Here is a 15,688-nt window from a genome sequence, read left to right on the forward strand (position 1 = left end):
CGAGACCCGCCCCTCCGGGAGGCGTGCCTCTCTCCACGCCCGCCGCGGTCAGGCGCGCGGGCGCGGGGCCGCGGTGCTCTCGCGGAGGACGAGCTCCGGGAGCTCGGAGGAGAAGGCGGCGCCCGTGCGGCCCTCCATCGCGGGGAGGAGGAGGCCGAAGCCGCGGCGGCCGAGGCCGGCGAAGTCCTGGCGGACCGTCGTCAGGGCGGGCGTCCACATCCGGGCGAGCGGGTGGTCGTCGAAGCCGACGACGCTGATGTCCTCGGGGACGCGCAGCCCGGCCTCGGTGATGCCCTTGATCACTCCCATCGCGATCTCGTCGTTGCCGCAGAAGACGGCGGTAACGGTCGGGTCCTCGACCAGCCGAGCGGCGAGCAGTCGCCCGGACTCCGGCTCCCAGGTCGCCTCGAGCGGAGTCGGCGCCGTGGCCACTCCCGCGGCCTTCAGCGCGCGGCGCCAGCCGGTCGTGCGGCCGTCCTCGCGCCGCGACGGCGGGATGCGGATGTGGTGCACCGTCGCGTGGCCCAGCTCGAGCAGGTGCTCGGTCAGCGCCTGGGCCGCGCGGAGCTCGTCGAGCACCGCCTGCGGCCGCCGCCCGCGGACCCCCGAGAGCGCGACGACGGGCACGGTCTCCGGGATCGCCGCGAGCACGGCCACGCCGGGCGGATCGAACTTGAGGACGACGATCCCGTCGGGGCTCTGGTCGAGCACCGAGGAGAGCGCCCGCTCGACGTGCTCCGGGTCCGCCGACTCGACGACGGTGATGGTGACGGTCCAGCCGCCGGCGCGCGCCTCCTCCTCGATGCCGCGGATCGCCTCGGCGTAGCCGTACTGCGAGGTGTTGCCGGCGACGACGGCGATGGTGCGCGAGCGCCGGGTGACGAGGTTCCGGGCGACGGCGCTGGGCCGGTAGTTGAGCTCCGCGATGGCGGCGAGCACCCGCTCGCGCTTGTCCGGGGCGACCCGCGCGGCACCGGTCAGCACCCGCGACACGGTCGGCACCGAGACGCCGGCGAGGCGGGCGACGTCGGCGATGACCGGGGCCCTCGTCGACTTGTCGCGCGTCACGCCGTCCCGCTTCCGTCCTCGACCGTCCTGCAAGTGCCCGGCGAGCCACGACGGAGCGAGGGCGACCGGCTCGGTGCCGCGGGCTCCGGCGGTGGTCACTTCACCGCGCCGCTCGTGATGCCGGAGATGATCTTGCGCTGCGCGAAGACGAACACCAGGAGCAGGGGCAGGCTCATCAGGATGATATAGGAGAAGATCAGGTGCCAGTTCTGCAGGTAGAGCCCGGCACTGGCCACCTGGTAGAGGTTCAGCGGCAGGGTGTCGAGCCGGCCGCCGACCACGAAGAGCGCGTAGAAGACGTCGTTCCAGATGTAGAGGCAGATCAGGATCGTCGCGGTCGCGAGCACCGGCATCAGCAGCGGCAGGATGATCGTGAAGAACACCCGGATCGGCCGCGCGCCGTCGACGCGGGCCGCCTCCTCCAGCTCCGCGGGAATGGTGCGGACGAAGCCGGTGACGAAGAAGATCACGGTCGAGAGGTACATCCCCATGTACACGCCGACCATGCCGACGGCGGTGCCGGCGAGCCCGAGCTGGCGCAGCAGCAGCACCACGGTGACCACGGCGGGCGGCAGGACGATGCCGCTGATGGCGAGGGCGTAGACGACGGCCATGCCGCGGCCGGTGCGGCGGCCGAGGATCCAGGCGGCCATCGAGCCGAGCACGAGCACGCCGAGCACCGAGGGCACCATCACGAGGACGCTGCCGAGGAACGCGGGGACCATGCGGCCGTCGGTGAAGACCGTCGCGAAGTTCTCGAAGAGCCGCCACTGCGAGGGCGCGGCCAGGTTGGGGTTCAGCGCCTCCGCCTGGGTCTTGCCCGCGGTGCTGATGATCAGCCAGAACGGCACGCCGAGCAGCAGGGCGACGCTGGCGAGGGCGGCGATCGGCTGCAGCAGCGGGCGGCGGGAGCGGCGGACCCGCGACTCCGGTGCCGCGGGAGTGGAGGTGACCGGTCGCTCGATGACGGTGCTCACAGGACGTCCTCTCGACGGCGCAGGGTGCGGATGACGGGGAAGGCGAGGACGGCGACGGTGACGAAGAGGATCAGGCTCATCGTGGTCGCCTGGGCGAACAGGCCCTGGCCGAAGGTGCGGAAGATGAAGATGTTGAGCAGCTCGGTCGTGCCGCCGGGGCCGCCCTCGGTGGTGGCCTGGACGATGTCGAAGCCGTTCATCGAGCCGAGCAGCGCGGTGGCGACGTTGAAGGTCAGCGCCGGCGCGATCAGCGGGAAGCGGATGTCGCGGAAGGTCTGCCACCAGGAGGAGCCGTCCAGGCGCGCGGCCTCGAGCACGTCGCCGGAGATCGTCTTGAGCCCGGCCAGATAGATCAGCATCGACAGGCCCATCCACTTCCAGGAGTGGATCAGGGCGACGACGACGATCGTCCAGGTGGTGTCCCCGAGCCAGGCGATCGAGACCGGCTGCCCGGAGACGAAGGAGAGGATCCCGTTGAGCGCGCCGTCCGGCTTGAGCAGCGCCTGGAAGACGTAGCCGACCGCGAGGGCGGACATGATCACCGGGATGAAGAACATCACCCGGGCGAAGCGGTTGACCCGGGTGTCCTTCTCCAGCAGCAGCGCGAGGATCAGGCCGAAGACGTTCTGGAACACCGCGACGAGCACCGCGTAGACCAGCGTCACCCGCAGCGCCTGGATCAGCGTGCCGCTCTGGAAGAGGTCGACGAAGTTCGCGACGCCGACGAAGCCGATGGCGGCCTTGAAGCTGGACCAGTCGGTGAAGGCGTAGACGAAGTTGAACACCGTCGGCACGAAGAAGAAGACGACCAGGACCAGGAGGGCCGGCACGAGGAAGACCAGCGGGTGGTCGGAGCGGCGTCCGCTCGGCATGCCGCCGGTCTTCACGGCGCGGGCGAGGACCCGGGGTGGCGCGGCGGCTCGGGTGGTGGACACGCGGGGCACTGCCTTTCGAGAGAGGGGGTCGTGCGCGGGAGGGTCCGGGGCCCGCCGTCGTGGCCGGGCCCCGGTGTCGAGCGGCTAGAAGCCGGTGGCGCCCTGCGCCTTCGCGAGCTGCGCGAACTGGTCCTGCGTCGCCTGCGCGACCTGCTCCGGGGTCTTGGTGCCCTGGATCATGTCGGCGAGGTAGATGTACAGGTCGGGGTTCGCGATGGCCTGCGCCTGCATCGAGCCGACCGAGTCGCCGACGGAGTCGCTGACCGAGACGAGGGCGGTGGGCACGGTGTCGGGCGTGGTGACCGAGGGCTGGAGCGAGATGGTGTCCTGCGCGGTGACGAAGTCCGAGTAGCCGTCGCCGAGCCAGTAGGAGAGGAACTGGCGCGAGGCCGCCTCCTTCTTCTCGTCCCCGGTCGCGAAGGCGACGAGCGCGTTGGACTGGTCCGGGATGAAGGTGCCGACGTTGCCCGTGGGCGAGATCGGGAAGAAGCCGATCGTGTCGTTCAGCGTCGCGGTGTCGGACAGCGACTGCAGCTGGCCGAAGAACGAGTTGACCTGGACGACCATCGCGGCGTCGCCGGCGAGGAGGGCCGCGCCCTGGTCCTCGAAGGTCGCGGTCTTGATGTCCTCGTTGAACAGGCCCTCGTCGATCAGGCCCTTGTAGGTGTCGATCGTGCCCTGGATGGTCGGGTCGGTGAACTTCTCCTCGCCCGAGTTCACGCGGTCCCAGAGGCCGTCCTTCGCGGCGTCGGCGAGCTGCACCTGCACCCACCACTGGGTGGCCCAGCGGTCGGCGCCCATCTCGAAGAACGGGGTGACGCCCTTGTCCTTCAGCTGCCGGCCGAGCTCGACGAACGAGTCCCAGTCGGTCGGCGTCTCCGTGATGCCGTTCGCCTCGAAGACCTTCTTGTTGTAGTAGACGCCCTCGACCGCGGGGGTGGTGACCAGCGCGGCGTAGCGGGTGTCGTCGAGCAGGCCGGTGATGTCCTTCAGCGAGGGGTCGACGTCCTCGAGCCAGGGCGCTCCGTCGAGGCTCTGCAGGTTGGTCGAGGCGTTCAGCGCGGTGAGCTGCGAGGCGGTGGGCTGCCAGAAGGCGAGGTCGGGCTTGTCGCCGGTGGCGACCTTGGTCTGCACGCCCTGCTCGTAGGGGTCCGGGATGGTCTCGACGTCGACGCTGGCGCCGGTGAGCTCCTCGAAGCCCTCGATGACCGACTCGGGGACGGTGTTGGAGTTCTGCGCGGCCCAGATGGTGAGGTCGGTGCCGGACAGGTCGGCGTCCTGGGCGGGCCAGGAGGCGGGTGCGGCGTCGCCGCCCGCGGTGCCGCCGCCGGCCCCGGGGTCGCTGCAGCCGGCGAGGAGCAGGGCGGAGGCCGCGGTGAGGACGGCCGCGCTGAGGAGTGACTTCTTCATCGAAATACTCGAGCTTTCTGTGAGTGGAGAGGGTGTGCCGGGACGGGTGGATCCGGCAGGGGGTCAGGTGGTGCGGAGGGACAGGCGGAAGGTGCGGGCGGAGGGACCGGAGCCGGTGGGCCGGACGGTGAGGCGGGCGGTGCCGGGCTCCCACTCGACGGGCCAGGCCGTCAGCGCGACCGGGAACACGACCGAGACGTCGACGTCCTGCCCGCGCAGCTCCGGGACGTGCAGCACGACGTCGTCGCTGCCGCTGCGGCGCCAGACCGAGACCAGGTGCTCGTCCTCGGTCCGCAGCGCCAGGGCGACCGCGTCGTCCGTCCAGCCCGGCAGCCCGAGCGGCCACCGCGGGAGGGACGCCGCGATCGGAGCGCGGAGCCGCTTCGCCGCGGCGACGGCCTCGTGCACCAGCGCGAGCTGCGGGTCGGACATCCGGTTGAGGTAGCCCGAGAGGTAGAACCGGCCGAGGAGCCCGGTGACCAGGCAGAACGCGATCTCCTCGTCGTCCATGTCGGCCTGCGGGTACGCCCAGCTGGCGGCCTGCTCCGGGAGGAGCATCATCGGCGCGGCGGCCGCGATCGGCGGGTAGCGGCGGAAGTCCTGCTGGTCGGAGGTCGACTGCATCTGCAGCCGCGACATCACGGCCCAGTCCTGCCGCATCGCGCCCGAGGAGCAGCTCTCGATCACCAGGGTCGGGTGCCGGTCGAGCACACCGTCGAGCCAGGCGAGGTAGGCGCGGTTGTGGCCGAGCAGGCCCGCGCCGATCGAGTCGGCGTCGCGGTCGGTGCCGGGGCCGGCGTCGATGTTGTAGTCGAGCTTGAAGAAGCCGATGCCGAAGTCGGCGATCAGGCGGTCGACGGTCGCGTCGAGGTGCGCGCGCGCCGCGGGGTGGCGCAGGTCGAGGTGGAACCGCTCGTGCTCCTCGATCCGCGCGCCGGCCCGCTGCAGGAACGCGTCGTCCGGCAGCTCGCCGGCCAGGGGGCTGTCCACGCCGATGACCTCGGGCTCGAGCCACAGCCCGGGGACCAGGCCGCGGGCGCGGATCCGCTCGATCACCTCGCAGAGGCCGTCCGGGAAGCGGACGGTGGACGGCTGCCAGGCGCCGACGCTGCTCCACCAGCCGCCGGCGACCCCGCTGTCGTCGTACCAGCCGGCGTCGATGCAGAAGATCTCGGCGCCTGCGGCGGCCGCGGCGTCGATCAGCGGCAGCAGCTTCGCGGTGGTCGGGTCGCCGTCGAGGGTGTTCATGTAGTCGTTGAAGACGACGGGCATCGCCGCGTTGTCCGGGTGCGCGCGGCGCCGGGCCCGGCGGCTGAGGGTGAGCGCGTCCGCGGCGGCCGTCGCGTCGGAGCCGACGGCGACCGTGACGGGGACGGAGCGGAACTCCTCGCCGGGCTCGAGCACGCAGAGCCAGCCGTGGTCGAGGTCGGTCGGGCCGGAGAGGGCGATCGAGCCGCCGTCGATGTCCTCGCCGACCTCCCAGCGCCAGGCGCCGTTGTGCTCGATCTGCCAGAGGAGGGCGGCGTCGGGGGCGTGGAGGCCGGCGACCGGGAGCTGCTCTCCGGTGGACCAGCTGCCGGTCGAGACCGCGCCGACCGCGCCGCGCGGGTCGTGCTCGGTGATGTCCTCGCGGAGGGTGACCAGGCCGGCCTCGCGCAGCGGCGTGCTGCTCCAGCGGCCCTCGCCGAGCCAGTCGTTCCGGCCGCGCAGCAGCGACCAGCGGGCGAAGGACTCCTTGCCGGTGGCCGCCTCGGTGCCGGTGTCGGTGCCGGTGCGGGGGTCGGTGCCGGCGGTGGCGCCCGGGTCGCAGCTCCAGGAGGCGACGGACCGCAGCACCTGGCGCTCGACCGCGCTGACGACGACCTCGGAGGTGACGGCGGCGACGCCGGGCACCCTCCGGAGCACGGCGGTCGCGACCAGTCCCGGCGCCTCGGCCGTGACCTCCAGCACGTCGAGGCCGTCGACGACGCTCTCGCGGTGCGAGACGTAGCGCAGTGCGGCGCCGAGTTGCGAGTGGGTCAGCCGGCTGCTCGCCGGGGCGTGACCGGCGGCGACGGTGGTGATCTCGAAGAACGGAGCGGCGTGCGTCGCCCGGAGCGCGACACCGCGGGCCGTCAGCGCCACCAGCCGGAACGGAGCATCGGCGTCGCAGGCGAACGTCAGCTGGAGGGCCTCGGGGTCTCCCCAGGTCAGGTCGTTCGGCACAGGGGCTCCTCGTCGTCGTGGAGTGGGAAGGGCTCGCTCCCGGTGGAAGCTCGACTGATACTGATACCGATTTCAGTTGAGCGCAAGGGCGAGATGAAACCGTTATCGCCGAGGACGACGGAGATGCGATACCGATTTCAGGATTCTCTGGCTCGCAGGGTCTGAAATCGCTATCGTGCTGGCAGCGGCGCCTCGCCGTCCCCTCCCACAGGAAGAGCATTCGATGATGAAAGCCTCCAGAGCACTGGCCTGCGCCGCCGCGATCGGCGTCGCCCTCAGCGGACTCGGCCTCGTCGCGGTCGCCGCCCCCGCGAGCGCGGCGGGCAGCTCCGAGACCCTCGCCGTGGACTTCTCGCGGTCCACCGGCGATTTCCGCGGCGGTGCCACCGGCACCCTCTACGGCTTCGGCGACGAAGGAGCGCCCACGCAGGCGCTCATCGACGGAGCGCACATCACCAACACCTCGCAGAAGGCGCCGTTCGGCACCCAGCACCCGAGCGGCGACGCCCTCAAGGTCGAGGACGGCTTCTTCGCCAAGCACGGCGAGGACATGTACATCTACACGCAGGACTACTACCCCGACTGGGCCTACAACGGCGGTCAGCGCCCGGGCGACACCCGCACCTACGACCAGGCGACCGGCACGTACACGAGCACTCCGAACGGAGTGTGGGACTACCTCGAGATCGTCGAGTTCGTCACCGAGGCGGTCGCCACGAAGTCGGATCGCCCGCAGGACTACGTGCACATTCCCTTCAACGAGCCAGACGGCGGCAACTGGTACAACGACTGGGGCGCGCTGAAGGACACGTTCCTCGCCGACTGGAAGGCCTCCTACGACGTCATCCAGAAGGTCTACGCCCGCCACGGCCTGGGCACCGCGCGCGTCGGCGGACCCGGCGACGCCTCCTATCACGCCGATCGCACCGCGGACTTCCTCGACTACGCGAAGTCCACCGGCACCCTCCCGCAGGTGATGATCTGGCACGAGCTCGGCATCGACAATCTCGCCACCTTCCGCTCGCACCTGGAGGACTACCGCGCCCTCGAGGACGCCCGCGGGATCGCCGATATCCCGATCAACATCACCGAGTACGGGATGCTGCGCGACATGGGCACGCCCGGCCAGCTGATCCAGTGGCTCGCGATGTTCGAGGACGAGAAGGTCGACGCGCAGGTCGCCTACTGGAACTACGCCGGCAACCTCTCCGACAACAGCGCCCGCCCCAACGCGGCGAACGCCGGCTGGTGGATGTTCAAGTGGTACGGCGACCTCGACGGCTCGAAGACCGTCGCGGTCACGCCCCCGAAGCTGAACACCGCCGACACCCTGCAGGGCATCGGCGCGGTCGACGCGGTGAACAAGCGCGCGACCGTCCTCTACGGCGGCTCGGGCTCGCAGAACGTCGCCCTCGACCTCCACGGGCTCGACCCGGCCGTCTTCGGCTCGACCGTGGACGTCGAGGTCCGCGAGGCGACCCTCTCCGGCGCCCAGGGCGTGCACGGCACGCCGCGCGTGATCGCCGCCGTCGACGGAGCGGCCCTCGCCGCCGGCTCGCTCGACCTGGCGATCCCGAGCTACGACCGCTACGCGGCCTACCAGGTGGTCATCACTCCCGCCCAGGACCGCGCCGTCAGCACCACCGCGAGCTGGCAGACCAGCATCGAGGCCGAGAACACGGCGCTCACCGGCGCCCAGGCCTACACGCAGAACCCCACCGACGGCGGCGGCTGGAAGTTCCTCGCCTCCGGCGGGCGCGACGTCGGATCGTTCAACAACGCCTCCTCGAAGGCCGACTGGACCGTCACCGTCCCGCGCACCGGCAGCTACCGCTTCCAGGTGATCGGATCGACGCCCGGCGTCCCCGGGCGCCACGCCCTCTTCGTCGACGGCGCGAAGAACCGGCTCGTGCAGTACACCGCCGACCTCGCTCTGACGAACACGCAGAAGTGGCAGTACCGTGGCAGCGCCGAGGTGACCGTCGAGCTGACCGCCGGCGAGCACACCCTCTCGCTGCGCGCCAGCGAGAACGGCACGACCGTCCTCCCGAACGCCGACATCACGCTCGACAAATTCCTCCTCACCGACGTCACCGCCGGCGAGAGGACCGTGTACCCGGCCTCGACCCTGCGCTACGCGGGAGGAGCGAAGGTCGTCTACGACGCGGCGGGTGCGCGCGGCTTCGCGAGCATCGCCGGCCAGCAGCGCGCCGACGTCTACGCGAACGCGTGGAAGACCGGCTACTACGACGTCGCGCTCGACTACCGCACGAGCGGAGCGTCGAGCATCGACGTGTCCGTCAACGGCCGCACGGTCAGCACCGTCAGCTCCGGATCGGCCGGACTCTGGTCCTCGACCACCCGACTGCACCTCGTCGAGGGCATCAACGAGATCGAGCTGCGCTCCGCCGCCGGCGTGCTGCTCAGCACCGTGACGACGACCCGCGCCGCCGACTCCGACTCCGCCGCGACGACGATCGAGGCCGAAAACGCGACGAAGACAGGTGCGGCGGCGAACGCCTCGCTCGCCGCGAGCACCGGCTCCAACGTGTCGGGCGGGCAGTACGTGGGCTTCGTCGGCAACGGCGCGGCCAACACCCTCGAGATCGCGCGGGCCGCGGGCTTCGACACCGCCGGCGCCTACGACCTCTCGGTGACCTACTCCAACGCCGAGCTCAGCGGCCGCCACGACTACAACCCGCAGGTCGTCGACCGCCGGATCGACGTGACGGAGAAGGGGGTCGCCGGCACCGTCGGCAGCGCCTACTTCCGCTACACGATCTCGTGGGACAGCTTCTGGGAGCGCACCATTCCCCTGACCCTGACCACCGGGACCGCGCCGATCGTCCTCGGAAACGCCACGGCGTACGCCCCGAACATCGACAAGGTCACCATCGCGCCCGTCGCCGTCGGCACGCCCACCACGGTGTCGCTCGCGCCGGCGCTGCCGACGACCGTCACCGCGTCGAGCCGCTGCGTCGCCGGCAAGATCGTCCTGACCGTCAGCGCCCGCAACGACGCGACGGTCCCGGCCGACCTGAAGGTCGAGACCAGCCACGGCACGAAGTCGTTCCCGAAGGTCGCGCCGGGCAAGTCCGCCAGCGCCGCCTTCACCGTCCGCGCGACGAGCATGCCGGCCGGAACGGCGACGGTGACCAGCACCGCCACGGTCGGCGGCACCCCCGCGACGACCACGACGACCGCCCCGTACCCGGCGGCGACCTGCTGAGGCCCCGCTGCGCGACCAGCAAGCGGAGGGCCGCTGCGCGGGCTGTGTCGCTGTCCATGCTGGTCGAGTAGCCGCCGCAGGCGGCGTATCGAGACCCGCCCTGCTGGCGACGGTGGATCTCGATACGCCCGCTGCGCGGGCTACTCGATCAGCATGTTCTGCGCGGGCTGCTCGATCAGCGTGAGCTGGGCGGGTAGCCCGATCTGTGCCGTTCCATGCTGGTCGAGTAGCCGCCGCAGGCGGCGTATCGAGACCCACCCTGCTGGGACGGTGGATCTCGATACGCCCGCTGCGCGGGCTACTCGATCAGCATGTAACGCCGCGCGCTACGAGGTGTAACCCGCCTGGATGGTGTCGAGGACCTGGTCGGTGCTCGAGCCGTCGATCCAGTCGACCATGCCCTTGAAGAAGCTGTCGGAGCCGACGGCCTTGGGCATCAGGTCGGAGGCGTCGAAGCGGAACGTGGTGCCCGGGTCCTGCAGGATCGAGATGGAGCTGCGCAGCAGGTCGCTGCTCGCGTTCGCCGGGTCGAGGCCGGTGTTGGCCGAGATGACGCCGCCGAGCTTCACGCGGCTGTTCGCCCAGTCGGCGCTGGCCAGGTACTCCTGCACCTTCGCGGTGTCCGCGTCGTCCGCGAACGCGGCGACGAACTCGCCGCCGCCGGTGACGGCCTGGTCGTCGTCCGCGGAGATCGGCGGGGTGAGGAACGCCCACACGTCGCCGTCCTCCGCCACTGTCGCGTCCGCTCCGGTGAGGAAGCCCTCGAAGAAGGACGCCTGGTGGGTCAGCGGGCAGGAGCCGTTCGCGATGTTCTGCGCGACGTCGCCGAAGGCCGTCGAGTTGATGGACGACACGTCGCCGTAGCCCGCGTTGACGAGCGTCGGGTCGAGGAGGATCGAGCCGACCTTGTCGAAGGCGGACTTGATCTGCGGATCGGTGAACGGGGTGTCGCCCGCGACCCACGAGTCGTAGACGTCCGGACCGGACTCGCGGAGCACGGCGTCCTCGATCCAGTCCGTGCCCGGCCAGCCCGACGCGGCGTCGGAGGCGAAGCCCGCGCACCAGGACGGCCCGCCCGACTTCTCGGCGATGGTCTTCCCCAGCGCCTCCATCTCGTCCCACGTCGTCGGGACCGAGACGCCCCACTCCTTGAACTTCGCCGGCGAGTACCAGACGTAGCCCTTCACGCTCGCCATCAGCGGCGCGCCGTACTGGGTGCCGTCGACCTGGCCGTACTTCTGCCAGTCCTCGGACCAGTTCTGCTTCACGTTGGCGAGGGCGCCCTCGGGCAGCTCCTTCACCTTGCCCGAGGCGACGGTGTCGGCGAGGAGTCCCGGCTGCGGGAAGATCGCGAGGTCCGGGACGTCGCCGCCCTGCACCTTGATGCCGATCTGCTGCTCGAAGCCCTTGTCGCCGGTGTACTTGATGTCGATGCCGGACTCCTTCTCCCAGTCCGCCCAGGACTGCTCGAGCAGGGTCGCCTCGTCGCCGTTGATGGTGCCGTAGACGGTGACGGAGCCGTCGCCCGCGGCGCCGCCGGAGCTCGCGCCACCGCCGGCGTTCGGGTCATTGGGGTCGCTGCTGCTGGAGCAGCCCGCGAGGGCGATCCCGGCAGCCGCGAGAACGGCGACCGGAAGGGTGAGACGACGGTGCAGGGATGACCGCATGGTTCCTCCTCGTTGAGTGATGGAGCGACGAGGGGGAGTAGCCCCCCAGCTGCGTCCGACCAGAGTACGTCGCGAGAGAGCGCTCTCTCGGTAACGATCCGGCGTCGGATCGGTGACGAGCGGCCCGGGACGTCCCCGCCCCGGTCACGTCGGCATCGGAAGTCCGGCGCCGCACAGCGCATTACCACGAATCGTTGCCCAATCGACCCCCTGGCGCGTTCTGCTTCCGGTACCGTCGTCCTGCTCGGCATTCCCGGTCCACCCGCCCGGCGTCCCCCTCTTCCCCGATCCTGGCGGGGGAGCTGCAGGACCCTCGCGGACCCGGGCTCGGCCCGTCCCCGGACGTGCCCCGTCGCCGGCTCCCGCGTACCCGACGCGGGAACGACCCCCGAAAGGCGTCCCCGATGGACCCCGCCCCCGCTCCGCGCACCCCCCTGACGCCGCGCAACTCGCTGACGCCGCGGCTCATCCCGCCGACCCGCCGCGGCCGCCTCCGTGCCTCGCTCCTCGCGATCGCCGCCGCCGCAGCCCTCGTCGTCGTCGGCCTCGTCGTCCCGACCGCGAGCGCCGACACCGCGTGCGCGCCGGGGCAGAACGCCATCGTCTGCGAGAACGCCAAGCCCGGCACCGACCCCTCGGTCTGGGACATCACCGGAGCCGGCGACCCGTCCATCCAGGGCTACTCCACCGACATCAGCGTCAACGTCGGGCAGCGGATCGACTTCAAGATCGACACCGACGCCGCGGCGTACTCCATCGACGTCTACCGCACCGGCTGGTACGCCGGGAAGGGCGCGCGTCTGATCACCTCGGTGACCCCGAGCGCGGCCCTCCCGCAGACTCAGCCGGAGTGCCTCTCCGACGTCACCACCGAGCTCTACGACTGCGGCACTTGGGCCGTCTCCGCGGGCTGGGACGTGCCGAGCACCGCCGTCTCCGGCGTCTACGTCGCCCTGCTCACCCGCGCCGACACGGGCGGCCGGAGCCAGATCACCTTCGTCGTGCGCGACACCGCCAGCACCTCGGCCGTGCTCTTCCAGACCTCCGACCCCACCTGGCAGGCCTACAACACCTACGGCGGCTCGAACTTCTACAGCGGCGGCGCCAACGGCCGCGCCTACAAGCTCAGCTACAACCGCCCCGTCACCACCCGCGGCGACAACCAGGGCCGCGACTTCTACTTCGCCAACGAGTTCCCGCTCGTCCGCTTCCTCGAGCGCAACGGCTACGACGTCAGCTACTTCAGCGGCGTCGACACCGACCGCTTCGGCTCGGCGCTCAAGCAGCACCGCACCTTCCTCTCCGTCGGCCACGACGAGTACTGGTCCGGCGCCCAGCGCGCGAACGTCACCGCCGCTCGCGACGCCGGCGTGAACCTGCAGTTCCTCTCCGGCAACGAGAACTACTGGCGCACCCGCTACGAGCCCTCGCCGACCGCGGGCGGCAAGGACTACCGCACCGTCGTCACCTACAAGGAGACCTGGGCGAACGCCAAGACCGACCCGTCGCCCGAGTCCACCGGCACCTGGCGCGACCCGCGCTTCGCCTCGGTGGCGAACGGCGGCGGCCGGCCCGAGAACAGCCTCGCCGGCACGCTCTACATGGTGAACTACTCCGATCTGCCGGTGACCGTCAGCGCCGCGGAGGGGAAGCTGCGACTCTGGCGCAACACCTCGCTCACGGGGCTCGCCACCGGGAGCAGCGCCGCGCTGGCCCCGCACACCATCGGCTACGAGTCCAACGAGGACGTCGACAACGGCGCCCGGCCGCCCGGCCTGATCCGCCTCTCGACGACGACCGGCGCCGTCCCCGAGTACCTGCAGGACTTCGGCACCACCGTCGCGGCGGGCACCACCCGGCACAACCTCACCCTGTACAAGGCGGCGAGCGGCGCGCTGGTGTTCTCGGCCGGCTCCGTGCAGTGGACCTGGGGCCTCGACCAGCAGCACGACGGCGACGGAGCAGCCGCGGACGTCCGGATGCAGCAGGCGCAGGTGAACCTCTTCGCCGACATGGGCGTGCAGCCCACCACGCTGATGAGCGGCCTGATCGCCGCGACGAAGAGCACCGACACCGCAGGCCCGACCGTCTCGGTCACGAACCCCTCGGGCGCCACCAGCAAGGCCAACGGCGCCGCGGTGACGGTCTCGGGCACCGCCTCCGACGCCGCGGGCAAGGTCGCCGGCGTCGAAGTCTCGACCGACGGCGCCACCTGGCACCCGGCGACCGGCACGACGTCCTGGACCTACAGCTACGTCCAGCACGGCACCGGCACCGGCTCGATCCGGGTGCGCGCCGTCGACGACAGCGCCAACATCGGCGCCGTCACAAGCCGCGCCGTCACCATCACCGGCACGGCCACCGTCTTCGGCGCCGAGGTGCCGAAGACCGCCGACTCCGGCGACGTCGATCCGGCCACCCTGGGCCTGCGCTTCACCCCCAGCGCCGACGGCTTCATCCAGGGCGTGCGCTTCTACAAGAGCGCGGCGAACACCGGCTCGCACACCGGCGCCCTCTGGAGTGTCGACGGCCGGCAGCTGGCCACCGTCGCCTTCGCGAACGAGACGGCGAGCGGCTGGCAGACCGCCACGTTCGGCGCGCCCGTCGCCGTCACCGCCGGGACCACCTACGTCGTCTCCTACACGACCACGACCGGCCACTACTCGGCCGCGGACTGGTTCTGGTCGAGCACCGGCTCCGCCGCCGCCCCGCTGACGGTCGCCGGCGGCTTCGGAGCGACGCCCGCCGGCGTCTACAGCACCACCGGCGGCTTCCCGACCGACAGCTACCGCGCGAACAACTACTACGTCGACGCCGTCTACAGCACGGTCGACGCCACACCGCTGAGCGTCGGGTCGCAGACCCCGCTGGCCGGCTCCTCGAGCGTCGCGCCGTCGACGAAGGTCTCGGCCGTCTTCTCGAAGGCGGTGACGGCGAGCACGGTCGCGATGACCCTGAAGACCGCCGCCGGCGCGAGCGTCGCGGGCAGCACCGCGTACAACGCCACCACCCGCACCGCCACCTTCACGCCCACCGCCCCGCTCGCCGCGTCGACCGGGTACACCGCGACGCTCGCCGGCACCGCGACCGGCGGCGGCACCGTCACCGCGGGCGGCAGCTGGACCTTCACCACCCAGGCGCCGGATACCGTCGCGGGCGCCTGCCCCTGCCGGCTCTTCGACGACTCGACGACCCCGGGCATCGCGCAGGTCGCCGAGGGCACGCCCGTCACCCTGGGCACGCGCTTCGCCCCGCTGGTGGACGGCACGATCACGTCGCTCCGCTTCTACAAGGGCCCCGGCAACACCGGCACGCACGTCGGCACGCTCTCGAACGCCGACACCGGCACCGAGATCGGCCGGGCGACCTTCACCGCCGAGAGCACGGCCGGCTGGCAGCAGGTGACGTTCGCCACCCCGGTGGCCGTGACCGGCGGCACCGACTATGTCGCCGCCTACACGACGACCACCGGCAACTACTCCGCCACGATCAACGGCTTCGGCTCCGGATCCACGCGCGGCCCGCTCGTCACCGCGAGGGACTCCGGCGCATACACCTACTCCGGCGGCTTCGCGGGGCAGCGCTCGACCACGAACTACCTGGTCGACGTCTCGTTCACGCCGTCGGCGGCGCCCACGACCACTCCGACGCCGACGCCGGTCACCCCGTCGGGCACGCGCCTGTTCGCGGATGCGACCCCCGCGACCGCCTCCGCCGAGGACTCGTCCTCGGTCGAGGTCGGGATGGCCTTCACCGCGTCGACCGCGGGCAGCGCCACCGGCATCGCCTTCTACAAGGGCTCCCGCAACACGGGCACTCACGTCGGCTCGCTGTGGGACGCCTCCGGCACGCGGATCGCGCAGGTGACCTTCACCGGCGAGACCGCGACCGGCTGGCAGAGCGCCGCCTTCGCGACACCGGTCGAGCTCGTGCCGGGCGCCCGCTACACGGTGTCGTACCTCGCGCCGGCGGGCTACTACGCCGCCACGGGAGCGGGGCTCGCCTCGCCGGTCACGAACGGCACGCTGACGTCGGCCTCCGGCGACAACGGCGTCTACCGCTACGGATCCGGCGGAGTCATGCCGTCGTCGTCCTACAACTCCACGAACTACTTCGTGGACGTGTACTTCCAGGCGAAGGGGTAGGTGCGCGGCGACGGCGGGAGGGCCTCGTCACACCGCCGCCGTCGGAGAACCC

The 15,688-nt window shown here is 71.4% G+C and carries 8 protein-coding genes; 2 read left to right on the forward strand and 6 right to left on the reverse strand.

Annotated elements, in window-relative coordinates:
* Positions 1 to 48: 48 nt before the first annotated feature.
* The 5 genes from EDF22_RS18095 to EDF22_RS18115 all read right to left on the reverse strand — a co-directional run bounded on the left by EDF22_RS18095 (position 49) and on the right by EDF22_RS18115 (position 6,595).
* Positions 49 to 1,167, reverse strand: coding sequence for a LacI family DNA-binding transcriptional regulator (locus EDF22_RS18095; RefSeq protein ID WP_260303544.1), 1,119 nt, complete (start codon positions 1,165 to 1,167; stop codon positions 49 to 51).
* Positions 1,164 to 2,045 carry a carbohydrate ABC transporter permease gene (locus tag EDF22_RS18100; RefSeq protein ID WP_260303545.1) on the reverse strand — a complete coding sequence of 294 codons (882 nt, stop codon included), beginning with the start codon at positions 2,043 to 2,045 and terminating at the stop codon, positions 1,164 to 1,166. Before EDF22_RS18100 ends, EDF22_RS18095 begins: the two co-directional genes overlap by 4 nt.
* Complete coding sequence (locus EDF22_RS18105; protein WP_243839860.1) at positions 2,042 to 2,980, reverse strand: carbohydrate ABC transporter permease; 939 nt, start codon at positions 2,978 to 2,980, stop codon at positions 2,042 to 2,044. Before EDF22_RS18105 ends, EDF22_RS18100 begins: the two co-directional genes overlap by 4 nt.
* 84 nt (positions 2,981 to 3,064) lie before the next feature.
* Positions 3,065 to 4,390, reverse strand: coding sequence for an ABC transporter substrate-binding protein (locus EDF22_RS18110; protein ID WP_123706205.1), 1,326 nt, complete (start codon positions 4,388 to 4,390; stop codon positions 3,065 to 3,067).
* Between the two features lie 63 nt (positions 4,391 to 4,453).
* Positions 4,454 to 6,595, reverse strand: a complete 2,142-nt coding sequence (locus EDF22_RS18115; protein ID WP_123706206.1) for a glycoside hydrolase family 36 protein — start codon at positions 6,593 to 6,595, stop codon at positions 4,454 to 4,456.
* 226 nt (positions 6,596 to 6,821) lie between these two features.
* Between EDF22_RS18115 and EDF22_RS18120 the strand changes: the two genes are divergently transcribed.
* Complete coding sequence (locus tag EDF22_RS18120; RefSeq protein ID WP_185039100.1) at positions 6,822 to 9,824, forward strand: CBM35 domain-containing protein; 3,003 nt, start codon at positions 6,822 to 6,824, stop codon at positions 9,822 to 9,824.
* A gap of 326 nt (positions 9,825 to 10,150) precedes the next feature.
* Here the strand turns inward: EDF22_RS18120 and EDF22_RS18125 are convergent, their stop codons facing one another.
* Positions 10,151 to 11,491 (reverse strand): ABC transporter substrate-binding protein, encoded by a 1,341-nt coding sequence (locus EDF22_RS18125; protein ID WP_123706207.1) that lies wholly within the window; start codon positions 11,489 to 11,491, stop codon positions 10,151 to 10,153.
* A 404-nt stretch (positions 11,492 to 11,895) separates the two neighbouring features.
* Here EDF22_RS18125 and EDF22_RS18130 point away from each other — a divergent pair, with 404 nt between their 5' ends.
* Positions 11,896 to 15,636 carry a DUF4082 domain-containing protein gene (locus EDF22_RS18130; RefSeq protein ID WP_123706208.1) on the forward strand — a complete coding sequence of 1,247 codons (3,741 nt, stop codon included), beginning with the start codon at positions 11,896 to 11,898 and terminating at the stop codon, positions 15,634 to 15,636.
* The last annotated feature ends 52 nt before the right edge of the window (positions 15,637 to 15,688 follow it).

Origin of the sequence: Rathayibacter sp. PhB127, assembly GCF_003751665.1 — a bacterium.
Taxonomy (GTDB): domain Bacteria; phylum Actinomycetota; class Actinomycetes; order Actinomycetales; family Microbacteriaceae; genus Rathayibacter; species Rathayibacter festucae.

Coding starts and splice junctions, on each gene's coding strand:
- EDF22_RS18110 (WP_123706205.1), bottom strand. CDS start 4,390: ATGAAGAAGTCACTCCTCAGCGCGGCCGTCCTCACCGCGGCCTCCGCC.
- EDF22_RS18120 (WP_185039100.1), top strand. CDS start 6,822: ATGAAAGCCTCCAGAGCACTGGCCTGCGCCGCCGCGATCGGCGTCGCC.
- EDF22_RS18125 (WP_123706207.1), bottom strand. CDS start 11,491: ATGCGGTCATCCCTGCACCGTCGTCTCACCCTTCCGGTCGCCGTTCTC.
- EDF22_RS18130 (WP_123706208.1), top strand. CDS start 11,896: ATGGACCCCGCCCCCGCTCCGCGCACCCCCCTGACGCCGCGCAACTCG.